The organism is Peribacillus sp. JNUCC 23 (assembly GCF_053653995.1).
The window spans coordinates 18811-32094 of record NZ_JBSJXW010000002.1; the positions used below are offsets into that span (position 1 = coordinate 18811).

Sequence of the window (13284 nt, forward strand, 5' to 3'; positions counted from 1 at the left end):
GGATATGTTATACAATATAGATTGAAAGCATTAACAAAAGTAAATCATTGAGCTTCTTATTAAGTAGTTTTTGTATAATAATAAAATATGTAAGCGATTTATTTTTCTTTAATCATATAAAATAGGAAAGGATTTTAACTAATGGGAGAAAGAATAGTCGAACAAATCATTGGAATTTCTAAGGGGGAAGTTGTTCCGCTTAAAAAAGTCAATGATCCAATTTTTGCTGATGAAATCATGGGAAAAGGAATTGCGATTAAACCTGAAATTGGAGAAATTTATGCCCCTTTTGATGGCACAGTGGTCAGTGTGTTTCCTTCAAAACATGCTATATCATTGAAAAGCAATAATGGATGTGAGTTACTTATTCATATTGGGATAGACACCGTAAAGTTAAATGGTGTTTTTTTTGAGCCTATGGTAACAGAGAATGATTCTGTCCAATCAGGAGATCTCATAATGAAGTTTAATCTAAATGAAATCGAACAAAATGGTTATGATTCAGTAATTCCTATAGTAATATTAAACAGTTCTTCTTATGAAGTGATTGAATTCACTTGTGAAAATCATGCTTCTAAAGAAAAAGTATTAATTGGGTTAGAAAAGATTGAGGCAGAAAATCAGATAGAGAATTCAAATGAGCATATAAATATAGAAAATAGATTGGAGAGTTCGATTATTTCAGCGTTAGGCGGTGAAAAGAATATCCGATCGATGGGACATTGTGCAACAAGATTAAGAGTAACTCTTAACAATGACAAATTAGTTGATAGAGAGAGGCTAAAAAATATTTCTGGGGTTTTGGGGGTAGTAGACTCCATGGGAGGCCTACAAATTGTTATCGGAAATACGGTAAATAAGGTCTATCAAAATATACGAAATTTTTACAATGTGGGTGCCAATGATGATGCAAAAGAAAACGTTAAAGGATCTATAGTTAATAGAGTTCTAAATGTATTATCTGACATACTGAGTCCAACTGTGCCACTAATTATGGCTAGTGGGTTTGTCTCAGCGTTATTAGTTGTTCTTTCAAAAATCGGAATGAATCAAGAAAGTAGTACTTATACTATCTTAAGTACAGCTGCCAATGTAGTTTTTTATTTTTTACCAATATTGTTGGCTTACACTTCTTCCGTTAGGTTTAAATGTAATACTATTTATTCTTTATTCATTGGTGGGTTAATGCTTCATCCTAATATATTGGAATTAGTAAAAATTGGGGAAAACATAGATCTTTTTAAAATACCTATAACTCTAATTGATTATTCATCAAGCCTGATTCCTATTATTCTAAGCATTTGGGTTTTATCTTATGTAGAAAAATTTGCAGACAGGTATGTACCCGATGCCGCAAAATATGTTTTTAAACCTCTTCTTATAATATTAATTATGTTACCTATAACTCTGGGTATTACTGGACCAACGGGATTTCTTTTGGGTAAAGGATTAGGTAGTGTTTTATCAGTAATTTATAGCAATGCAAGTTGGCTAGCGATACTTTTAGTAGCTTCCTTAGCTCCATTACTTGTTATGACAGGTATGCATATTGCCTTAACACCAATATTAATTTTATCTAATTTTGAAAACCTTGGTTATGATAATTTATTATTAATTGCATTCATCGGTATGAATTTTTCTCAATTTGCAGTAGCTTTAGCTGTAATGCTTAAGACTAAGAAAAATAAGCTTCGACAATTGGCGGCTAACAGTGCATTTACTGCTTTTTTTAGTGGTATTACAGAACCGACGCTTTACGGGATAACTATTCGGTTGAAGAAACCTTTATATGCTACATTCATTGGATGTATAGCAAATGGTATTTTTTGCGCAATTGCTAATGTGAAAATATTTGCTTTTGCTCCGCCATCATTTTTTACATTACCAATTTTTATGAATCCAGATGGTACAAATACAAACTTTATTTTAGCATTGTGCAGTATAGGAATAACGATAGTAGTTACATTTCTAGCGACATGGATGTTTAGCTTTGATGACGCAGCATATGATAATTGAGAAAATTAAGGTTATTAACTTCAAACCCTAATATGATAGTGTTTTAGCTTTAAGTAGAAAACATAAAATTTTATCGATAAAATTACAAGCTAGTAGAATAGTCAAGAATTAAAAAACTCTAATTAAATAATTTTTGGATATATTCAAGGAGAATCTAAATTGAAAAGAAAACTATTTGCCTTTGATATTGATGGAACACTATTGAATAGTCAGAAAGAAATACTCGATAGTACTGTAACATCTCTCGATAGCTTAAGAAAAAGTGGACATGTTGTAATGGTAGCGACGGGTAGAAGCCGTTTTCTCATTCAAGATATATTGGATAAATTAGAGCTTGAAAATTACGTTGTTTGCAATGGTTCTGCAGCTTTTATGAATCATCAGCAAGTCTATAAAAATACCCTTAATTCTAAGATATTACAAGAATTAATTAGCTCTTTGAATCAAAAGAAAATTGATATTGCGGTAACAAGCTTAGATGGAATACGTCGAACTTCCTCAATTAATGTTCCAAAGATGGATGAAGTAATGATCTCTCTTGGTGGCTCACTTCCAGAATACGATTTGAATTATGCAGATGAAAATGAAATCTATCAAGGATTGGCCTTCTTTGGTGAAGAAGTTGATAATAAGTTCGAAGCGGATTTTCCTGAATTCCGATTTGTTCGATGGCATGAATATTGCGTAGATGTCATTCCAAAAATGGGATCTAAAGCTGCCACTATAATTCAGCTTGCTGAGAAACTGAATATCTCCAGAAAAGATATCATTACTTTTGGTGATGGAAATAATGATTTAGAGATGTTGAAATTATCTGGGGTTGGAATAGCTATGGGAAATGCTAGTCAGCAAGTAAAACAAGTAGCTGATATAATTACTGATTCAAATGACAATGATGGGATATACCGAGCATTAAAAAATCTAGAAGTTTTATAATCGAAGCAATTTAAGAAGAACTCTGTCTGATTATTTCGGCAGAGTTCTTTTAAATTCATATATCAGGTAATTAATAAAAGATTAATATTTGACAGCAACAAATATATATCAGATTTTGTCTTTTTGCTAATTAAAAAGTTCTTGATTCTTTTAATTTACCAAATAACTAGTACATATTGGCCATAACTTACGAAGAATGTTTTTATCGTTGGATATATTATTAAGTAAAGGGAAAAGTCGATGAGTATTATCTCATCCCTATATTGATATTTCATGAAATTAAAAAGAAGGAAGGACAGAATATGAAACTAGGAATTGTAAGCGCAATTTTAGACCAAAGTAATTTTGAGGAAATGATAGATATTGTAGCCGAGAATGGATTAGACTGTGTAGAGGTTGCCTGTTGGCCGAAGGGAAAAGCTGAAAGACGTTATGCTGGAGTTTCTCATATTGATACAGTTAATTTGACGAAAGAAAAAGCAAAAGAAATATTATCATATTGTGGAGATAGAGGAGTTGAAATCTCGGCTTTAGCATACTATCCCAATCCTTTAGATGAAGATTTGGAGAAACGTCAAGAGGCGATTGATCATTTATACAGTCTAATTGATGCCTCAAAAATGCTTGAGGTAAATATGATTACTACCTTTATTGGACGCATGCAACATAAGACGATATCTGAAAACCTAAAAGAAGTTGAAACTGTTTGGAAGCCAATAGTGAAATATGCTGAAAAACAAAATGTCCGAATTGGAATTGAAAACTGCCCAATGTTATTTACGGAAGATGAATGGCCAGGAGGACAAAACATTATGACTACTCCTAATATTTGGCGACAAGTTTTTGAAATATTAAATAGTGATTTTATCGGTCTTAATTATGATCCATCTCATTTTATTTGGCAACAAATTGATTATATAAAACCGCTTTATCAATTTAAGGAAAAGATCTTTCATGTTCATTATAAGGATATTAAAGTGTTTCATGAAAAGCTTGCAGATGTAGGAGTAATGGCTACACCTTTGGAATATATGAGTCCAAAACTGCCAGGTTTAGGTGATGTTGATTGGGCTAAGTATGTTTCTACTTTAACGGATATTAGGTATAACGGATATACTTGTATTGAAATTGAAGATAAAGCTTTTGAGAAGGATTACGATGATGTAAAACGTTCAATTAAACAAAGTTCTCGTTATATGCGTAACTTTGTTGTTTAACTTATTAAGAGAGCGAAAATGTTTCGCTCTCTTATTATGGAGAAAATTGGGCTCGGTCTAGGATTCAGGAAAGCTTACAGCGAGGTATTAAAAAACTCTTCCGTGGTGCTAGAATATGTTTGGATCGCCAACCAACATAACAGTATTCGGAGGAGTTTTTATGTTAGAAGATACTAATAGTTTAAACAAAATAATTGTAGTGAAGAGGATTAAAGTAATATGTTAATTTTTATCCTTTTTGTGTTTTGACAAAAAAGATATGCTAATTTGTATTAAATTTTATCATTAAATCCCTTAATTATTAGGAAGAACATATCAAGATTCTTTCTTAAAATATATTTATAAACTTTATAAATTTGTATTCATTTAATCATAAAGAAATGGAGTAAGAAACAATGCAACTAGGAATCATATCTGCTCCAGCTGTTGAAAATTTTAAGCGAGCTAAAGAAAAATGAAGAGATACTGTACGCACCAGCAGAAGACGGGGGATACATGATGAATATTATTGATCATTTCTATAAAGCTGCCGATAGCAAAGCACCAGTTTTATTTGAGCATAAAGCTGTAGTGAATGTATAAAAAATAATGTTTCCTTCATTGGCAACTAATTTTAACGGATACCTTGTCGTAGTATCATTATGGAATCGTCAAATGCAACAAAAAAATAGGAAAGTGGGGTATCTCACCTGTATTTTTTTAATAAAGGCGGAGGATAACATGAAAAAATTAATTGGTGTTGATTTAGGTGGAACAACAGTAAAATTTGCTATTTTAACAGCAGAGGGAGAAGTACAACAAAAGTGGAGTATTAAAACGGATATTCAAAACGAAGGAAAGAATATTGTTCCTGACATTGTTAAATCCATTAATCACCGTCTTGAAATATACGGACTATCGGCTGATGATTTTTCTGGTATCGGAATGGGTTCTCCAGGATCAGTGGATATAGATAAGGGTACTGTGATTGGTGCGTATAATTTAAACTGGCGTACATTACAACCAGTAAAAGAACAAATCGAAGCGGGAACAGGAATTTCTTTTTACATTGACAATGATGCCAATGTTGCTGCCTTGGGAGAACAATGGAAAGGTGCAGGTGAAGGAAGTGGCAATGTTGTATTCGTGACACTTGGCACAGGTGTAGGTGGAGGAATTATTGCAGAAGGTAATTTAGTCCATGGTGTTTGTGCTGCAGGTGAAATCGGTCATATTAATGTTGATCCTACTGGCTACGAGTGTACTTGTGGTAACGTTGGATGTTTAGAGACAGTAGCAAGTGCAACGGGTATAGTTCGAATAGCAAGAGATCTTTCAGAAGAATATGCTGGTGATTCCAAATTAAAGTATCTGATTGATGATGGCCAAGAAGTGACTGCTAAAACAGTGTTTGATCAAGCAAAAACAGGGGATCAATTAGCTGAAATAGTAGTCGATAAGTTTTATTTTTATTTAGGTTTAGCTTGTAGTAATATAGCCAATGTATTACATCCTGAAACAATCGTCATTGGTGGTGGAGTATCTGCAGCTGGAGAGATGTTAATTAGTGGAGTCGAAAAGTATTTCAAAAAATATGCATTCCCACAGATAAAAACAAGCACAAAACTGAGACTAGCGCAGTTAGGCAATGATGCTGGGGTTATTGGTGCTGCCTCTTTGGTTAATATTTACCGATAGCAAGTGAAAAAAGTTGTTGTTTCTGTGATAGAATGAGCTGATAATACGGTTTAATATTTTACTGAGTAGTTTTTTCTGCTCGGTATTCTTTTTTTAGTGGTTTTATTATGTTAAAACGGAAGGCTTATATATCTTAGAATGGGATACTGCAAGGATATTCTTTAATGTTGGTCTAACCTTGCCTATTATAATAATTGGTTAAAAGTGATTAAAATTTCAAAAAAATCAAAACGTCTAGGTGATGGTTGTGAGAACAATGGAAGAGACTCTTGATAATTTGAAAAAAGAATTACTAAGAATCGGATCAACAAGTCAAAGGGACTATGATTTGCTAAAGAGGAAGGATCAAGTCTATAGTACTACTAATTGCCGTAGGTTAAAACTTAGTTGGCCCAGTGTAGTAGAACATACCGGTATGAAGTTCGGCTTAAACAATGGTAAAGATTCTTAGTGGTAAACAATTTCTTGAAAAAGGAATATAGCAATCGAAACTCAAAATAAGACACTATTTAATGACAATGAATATAGATTGGATGTCTATCTACAGATAAACATTGATATTTGTGTAATATTAAAAGGTAACTTAATTGTTTTACCGCACAAGAGTTTCCTAATATAAAATGCTAACATTTTGCTAACGCAATCTTGTGAAAAAAAGGTTAATTCCCGTTAAAGATATTACAGATCGAAATTAACCGAACCCTGATAAACTCGCACTTTTTGCACAAAACGTTAACGATATTACACACTCTCACCTTACGGGCGACATGATGTAACCTAACCGATGTAGTGGAAAATTAAGTTCCACCTTCAGATTTAACAAAATATGTACAGCTAAGAATTTATGAATGATTTTATATTTACAATTGATATTATAAGGTTCTTTAGTTATAACGTTCGCAAAAGTACACTTTTATGAACGGATGATTTTTGTTTGAAAACTGTCGAAATTAGCGTTCATAAACCTTTTAAATTGATTTACGAACGTCCGTTGAATTGGATATACTTTTATGAACGTTTTTGATAGAATAATAGAAAAAGAACCAAAATGAAGGAGATTTAAATGGACGTTCGAAAGTTTTGATACATACGAGTTAGCAGCAAGGATCAAAACGAGGGACGACAACTTGAGGCGATGAAAGAAAAGGGAATAGGCGAACGAGATATTTTCATGGACAAACAAAGTGGAAAGGACTTTAATCGAACTCAATATCAGTTGCTTAAACGAATGTTGAGAAAAGGAGATGTGCTATATATCCATTCCTTGGATCGCTTTGGACGGAACAAAGAAGAAATTTTACAGGAGTGGAATGACATCACGAAGAACATCCGGACCGATATAGTGGTGGTAGATATGCCTTTACTCGATACGACTCAATTTAAGGATAGTTTAGGAACTTTCATTGCGGATCTTGTTTTGCAGATTCTTTCCTGGGCGGCGGAAGAAGAAAGGGATCGAATTCGAAAACGGCAGCGTGAGGGCATTGATTTGGCTATATAAAATGGAACAGTATTTGGTCGACCTAAAGTTGAGGTCACTGAAGAATTCAGAGAAGTCTATGATCATTGGAAAGCAGGAGAGATGACTGCTGTTAAATCCATGGAAGAATTAAATGTTAAAAAGACGACTTTTTATAAGTTAGTCAAGGAGTACGAGGGATCATTGAAATAAATCATATATAATAGAAGAAACTCGTCAAAAAATATAGCCTTTGCTCATGATAGCAAAGGCTAATATAACGAGGAATAAATTATCACTATATTTAAAACAAGCTCTAAATATAGTTTACTGGGGTATCGTCAGGAATGTGATGCTATACAACGATTAGATTGGTACACGTTTTATTAGACAACATAAGAACTAATATAGAGATAATTTGATTGTGTATCATTAGCTGCAACTTTATAGAGAGTGTGAAGGATTCTACTTAAACTAAAGGGGCAGGTTTGTTCAATAACGTCGTATAAGATAAAAGTGAAAAAAAACAGTTTACCACGCTGCCTCTTTTTAAATGGATTAAAGAAAAAAAGAATTATTTTATATCCTCTAGTGAAATGATTCTATGTTTTAATTCTGAATTCATATCTAAAACACCTATTACATATTGATTATCTTCCGTCACAGTTATATATTTGAAATAATCATCATCAGAAATCAACAAATCGTTGTCATTCGTCATTTTTTCCATTTTGGCAAATACATCTACCGTATACTCAAGTTGAAAAAAGTCATCCAATCCTTTGCTTGAGCTACCTACCCAGGTATACAGAAAATCTTTCATTGTGTTTTGTTCAATCACCGATAATTGCTTCTTGAATTTCAACTTATCCACTGTTACGCTTATCATTTTTCAGTCACTCCTTAACGAATATAAATTATATACATTAAAGTCTCCCCCAACAACGTTATTTACGTAACAATCTGTTTACAGTTTATTTACTATACTAACGAGGCAGGTAAGTGGAACAAGGACATGGTTACAAATTAATCTATTTCGAAAGGGATTCTTTTAATTTTCGTGAAATATGGATTTGTAAGGTAGTTTTAATCAAACTTTATCCCAAGGCTACATCTAGCCCTTCATCTTTTATACTTTATTTCACATTTTATGTATTAAACTTACATCTACATATATTTTCATTTATATATTGGGGTAGCTTTAGAATTATACGGACTTACAAAGTTAAAACAGGGAAACTTGTAGGGTTTACCCATTGTAAAACATTGTAACTGGACATATTAAAATCTTCGTTTAAAATAAGAACATTGTAGGGTCTTGAATTAGTGGAGGAATTATGAAAGAACATAAATTTAAGAAAATCATTATCAATATTCTTGATGAGGTTGTACAGAAATCTTCAATAATCATTGAAATTGAGACAAATCAACAAATTATGAGATTAACTCAACCTATTTTTGCGAATCTTAAGATTGAAACAGAATTCTATGTTAGGAAAAATAAATTAGTTGATGAAGATGAACTTGATAAATTGGGAGAAATCTTCTCAACCTAAAAATGCAGTGTTGCTACCGAGTTCATAATAGGAATTGAATATAAGTAAAAAAATGGTCAACTAGAAAAAACGTGGCTGACCAAATAATACTAAAGCTTATAGAAGCTTAGTAATCTTCAGTAATCGGGCGCGATTCTTCAATAAAGAAGATTGCTTTTTTTCATTATAGGGCCATATTGTAGAGCAACTCCTTTAAAGAGAATTAGATCCCTATGCTAAATTTTAAAGGAGATTGTGATATTATGTACTTAAAGTAAAGAAGCAGGTTTGTTGAAGAGGAATGAGTTGCTGCGGCAGCTCTTTTTTATTTTTGGTTTAAACTACACCCCATAATCCCCAATAAAGTTAAGGGTTCTTACGAACCTATATAAATAGGCTCAAGTAAATTAACATCCAACTGTAGATTTATAGAATTTGATCAACTTTGTAAGTTTTAAATGGAGGAGTTAGTATGAAGGAATTTATAGTTTGTTATACCTTAGAGGATGATATTAAACGAGAAAGAATAATGAAAAAGGCAGATATTAGCAAGAAACAAGTTATACAAGAAATAGTAGAAAAGATTGAACAGCGCAAATACTTTCTTACGAAAGGTGACCATGGGGATTATTGGGTCAATCGTTCTTCAATCCGTTATATAGGAGTTCATGAAAAAGATGACCCGAAATTTAATCACATTAAACTATAATATCGACACAAGCTTTTTATCTTATATTAACTTTATATGGGAGAGAATATGAATGTCTGAAGAAGCGTATCAATCTCGTGAGGAACGAAAAAAAGCAGAAAAAACAAACCAAAATAAACAAAGAAGTATTGGTATACTGAAAAAAGGATCGTTGTTTAAAAAAATGGTCATTGTCTGTTTGGTACTCGGTCTTGTTTCAACAGGAGCAGGAGCCATTACGCTCGCTTCAATGATTATGGGTACACCTACCTTAGATTCTTCTAAGCTAGTGGATCCGCTTTCTACTAAATTTTATGATAAAGACGGAAACTTCCTTTATGAATACGGGAGGGAAAAACGGACGAAAATTACATACAATCAAGTGCCAAAAGTGTTGGAACATGCCTTTATTGCCACCGAGGATTCCCATTTTTACGAACATTTTGGGATCGACCTCAAACGGACAGCCAAGGCGATTTTCGTGAACGTAACCGGGGATTTCGGATCTCAGGGAGGTAGTACGATTACACAGCAAGTCATTAAAAATTCTTTTCTGACTCCAGAGAAAACACTGAAACGTAAAGTGCAAGAATGGGACTTAGCGTATCAGTTGGAAAAAAAATATTCCAAGCAGGACATTTTAATGATGTATTTAAACAAAATCTACCTTGGAAACCGCTCTTACGGAGTGGCTGCCGCAGCTAAGAATTATTACGGTATTGAGTCCGATGATTTGAAAAAAATGACGCTTGCTCAAGCGGCGATGATAGCCGGACTGACACAGAGTCCGAACAATTATGATCCAACTATACCGGAAAACAAAGAAGCAGCCACGAAGCGCCGTCACATCGTATTAAGCTCGATGCATCGAGATGGCTATATCACGGAAAAACAAATGAAGGAAGCAGAAAAAGTGCCTGTAACAGAAGGTCTCGTACAAAAGAATACGCAACAGAGCATGCCATATGAAGCATTTTTGGATGCTGCTGTAAAAGAAGTAAAGGGAAAATTGAAGGATGTTGACATCAACACGGACGGATTATCTATTTATACTACATTGGATCCAAAAGCTCAGGATTATGCTGACAGAATGCTGAACACAGATGAAATTATTGCTTATCCAAATCCAAATTTTCAAGGTGCCTTTGTCTTTTTAGATACAAAATCGGGTGAAGTTAGGGCGATTGGAAGCGGGAGAAACGACTTTAAAGCAGGATTTCTAGGGCACAACTTTGCAATCGAGATGAAACGTCAACCTGGCTCCATATTTAAGCCTATTTTTGATTATGGACCTGCGATTGAACATTTAAAATGGTCCACTGGTCATTTAATCCATGACCAGAAGACATCGTATTCAAATGGTCAACCTATTTCTAACTGGGACCGTAAATACCACGGAATCATAACTATACGGACAGCATTACAATACTCTTACAATATTCCTGCTTTACTCACAATGAGAGAGGTAGGGATGGAAAAAGCAAAGAATTTTGCAGAGCAACTTGGCATTACTTTTAAGAATAATCAGGTATATGAATCCTACTCAATCGGAAGCAATACCGTTAATCCTTTGGATATGGCTGGAGCTTTTAGTGCTTTTGGAAATGGAGGGGTATACACTCAACCACATTTTGTCCAAAAAGTTATTTTCCCTGATGGCAAAGAGGTTAGCTTTGCCGAGGAATCAAAACGAGTGATGCAGGATTACACTGCCTATATGGTAACTGATATGTTACGCACAGTCGTAAATGCTGGGACAGGAACAACTGCAAATGTTTCCGGACTTGATGTTGCCGGGAAAACAGGTACAACCAATTTTGATGAAAAAACTCGAGCTAAATATGGATACCCAAGCTCAGCTACAAATGATAGCTGGTTTGCAGGGTATACACCACAATACACCATGGCTGTCTGGACGGGTTACACTCAAAACGGACAGGGCAACTATATGAGTGGAAATCCGACGAAAATCTCACAGTTAATGTTTAAAGCAATGATGGAAGCTTTCGGAACGGACACAGCAAATTTTCAGCAACCAGAAAGTGTCTACAGAGTGAATAATGAACTTTATATAAAAGGAATTGATTCTGCAGAAGTTCCACCTAAGAACGACAATGTAATAATTCATCCTAATAATGGCGGAAATAAAGAAGAAAAGAAACTCAAAAAAGAAGAAAAGAAATTGAAAAAAGAGGAAGAGAAGAGTCGAAAAAAGGAAGAGAAATTGAAAAAAGAGGAAGAGAAGCGTCTAAAAAAGGAAGAGAAATTGAAAAAAGAGGAAGAGAAGCGTCTAAAAAAGGAAGAGAAAAAGAAACAATAGCATGGTTAGATAGATATTTTTTTCTTACTATTGTTCCACTACAATAATAGGGTGATTGCACAAGTTAATCGGAAAATCTCGTTGAATTCAAAATAAACTTTAACAGATTAAATACACATGACCCATTATTTATAGGTCTTTTATATGGAAGAAAAATCCTCCAATTGTTCATGTTACTTGAGAATGTGAAGAAATGTACTTAATGTGTAACGGGTACGTTAGCACCATAAGAAATAGCGGTAAAGTATTGATTCTTTTGATTACGGTCTTCCGCAATCGGGCGCGATTGTGGAGCAACACTATTAGGAAATGATCAAACTTTTTTATAAAAGTCTCATACTTGTTAAAAAGAAAAACTCCATTTTGATCAATCTTTTTTCAAAATGGAGTTTTTGCATTTGCTGTTAAATAAGGATTGAATAGCATTTTTTAATCAAACTTTATTCCAAACCAACATTTTAAAATGGCCGAATTCGTATCAACCTTATTAGATCTAAATTGCAATAGCTTGATTAAAAATGCTACCTTTTGAGAAAAATAGTTACCTCAAGTTGAATATGGAATTCAGGGTAGTACTGAATTAATATTATTAACTTCTCGTTCAATATGTTGTACCTACCTGAGTATCAGTTTACATAATACTCCTTATCGGACTTTCGTAAAAAGATATTCTTAGCAATAATGACTAGAATATAACTACCTATTCACTAGCATTACAAGTGACAGACATACCGAACGTATGTTATGTTTATATTGTCACTACTACATACTATTTAAGATAAAAGGACGAGGTGTTTGACGATGAACAAAACGGATCTAGTGAATGCTGTGGCAACACAAGCAGAACTAACAAAAGAAGACGCTAAAAAAGCAGTAGATGCACTAATTGGAACAATCTCTACTACGCTTGCTAAAGAAGAAAAAATCCAATTAGTTGGATTTGGCACATTTGAAGTGCGCGACCGAGCAGCTCGAACGGGTAGAAACCCACAAACAGGAGAAGAAATACAAATTGCTGCTTCTAAAGTTCCTGCTTTTAAACCAGGTAAGGAATTAAAAGAAGCTGTTAAATAAAATAAAAATATATAAAGATAGTGTAAAAATACTCTGGGGATGAGTTACTCTCCAGAGTATTTTCTATTTAAATATGTATGAATTTGAACACAGCTTGATTGTTTGTAGTTTGTATCCTGATGGGCACAGATAATTCAATCATAGACTGTCTCGTGTGATGAACGGGCAGACATGAGAGTTACATATAATGGATTAACCTTCACCCGATAACGGCTACCCTTTATGAGTAGCCATTTTTATTTGCCTACTAAATAATGGTGGTGAAAATGCTGTTCGAATTTCATGTTGCTTTGTAATAAAGACTGATAATTTATAAAAAAAAGTTTGATTAAAATGATCTCACCTCTCTTAGAGTTAAGGTT

At 33.6% G+C, this 13284-nt stretch carries 9 protein-coding genes and 1 pseudogene; 9 read left to right on the plus strand and 1 reads right to left on the minus strand.

All coding sequences use genetic code 11. From position 1 onward, the window contains the following. Positions 1-141: 141 nt before the first annotated feature. From JNUCC23_RS22595 to JNUCC23_RS22615, 5 genes and pseudogenes are all read left to right on the plus strand, one after another. Positions 142-2016 (plus strand): glucose PTS transporter subunit IIA, encoded by a 1875-nt coding sequence (locus JNUCC23_RS22595; RefSeq protein WP_454216217.1) that lies wholly within the window; start codon positions 142-144, stop codon positions 2014-2016. A 159-nt stretch (positions 2017-2175) separates the two neighbouring features. Then, positions 2176-2952 (plus strand): Cof-type HAD-IIB family hydrolase, encoded by a 777-nt coding sequence (locus JNUCC23_RS22600; RefSeq protein WP_403076642.1) that lies wholly within the window; start codon positions 2176-2178, stop codon positions 2950-2952. Between the two features lie 302 nt (positions 2953-3254). Beyond that, a complete protein-coding gene (locus JNUCC23_RS22605; protein ID WP_454216220.1) occupies positions 3255-4169 on the plus strand; it encodes a sugar phosphate isomerase/epimerase family protein in 915 nt (304 codons plus the stop codon). A gap of 720 nt (positions 4170-4889) precedes the next feature. Beyond that, positions 4890-5846, plus strand: a complete 957-nt coding sequence (locus tag JNUCC23_RS22610; RefSeq protein WP_454216222.1) for an ROK family glucokinase — start codon at positions 4890-4892, stop codon at positions 5844-5846. 1087 nt (positions 5847-6933) lie between these two features. Further along, a pseudogene (locus tag JNUCC23_RS22615) lies at positions 6934-7518 on the plus strand (recombinase family protein). A 361-nt stretch (positions 7519-7879) separates the two neighbouring features. Here the strand turns inward: JNUCC23_RS22615 and JNUCC23_RS22620 are convergent. Continuing rightward, the gene (locus JNUCC23_RS22620) at positions 7880-8194 is read right to left on the minus strand and encodes a hypothetical protein (RefSeq protein ID WP_454216224.1); all 315 of its coding nucleotides are present in this window, start codon (positions 8192-8194) and stop codon (positions 7880-7882) included. A gap of 448 nt (positions 8195-8642) precedes the next feature. Between JNUCC23_RS22620 and JNUCC23_RS22625 the strand changes: the two genes are divergently transcribed. The 4 genes from JNUCC23_RS22625 (at position 8643) to JNUCC23_RS22640 (ending at position 12922) form a co-directional block, all read left to right on the plus strand. Then, positions 8643-8861: a hypothetical protein gene (locus tag JNUCC23_RS22625; RefSeq protein WP_454216226.1), complete on the plus strand. Its 219-nt coding sequence runs from the start codon at positions 8643-8645 to the stop codon at positions 8859-8861. Positions 8862-9312: 451 nt separating this feature from the next. Then, the gene (locus tag JNUCC23_RS22630) at positions 9313-9549 is read left to right on the plus strand and encodes a hypothetical protein (protein WP_454216228.1); all 237 of its coding nucleotides are present in this window, start codon (positions 9313-9315) and stop codon (positions 9547-9549) included. Positions 9550-9601: 52 nt separating this feature from the next. Next, positions 9602-11848, plus strand: a complete 2247-nt coding sequence (locus JNUCC23_RS22635) for a transglycosylase domain-containing protein (protein WP_454216230.1) — start codon at positions 9602-9604, stop codon at positions 11846-11848. Between the two features lie 801 nt (positions 11849-12649). After that, the gene (locus tag JNUCC23_RS22640) at positions 12650-12922 is read left to right on the plus strand and encodes an HU family DNA-binding protein (protein WP_062187508.1); all 273 of its coding nucleotides are present in this window, start codon (positions 12650-12652) and stop codon (positions 12920-12922) included. The last annotated feature ends 362 nt before the right edge of the window (positions 12923-13284 follow it).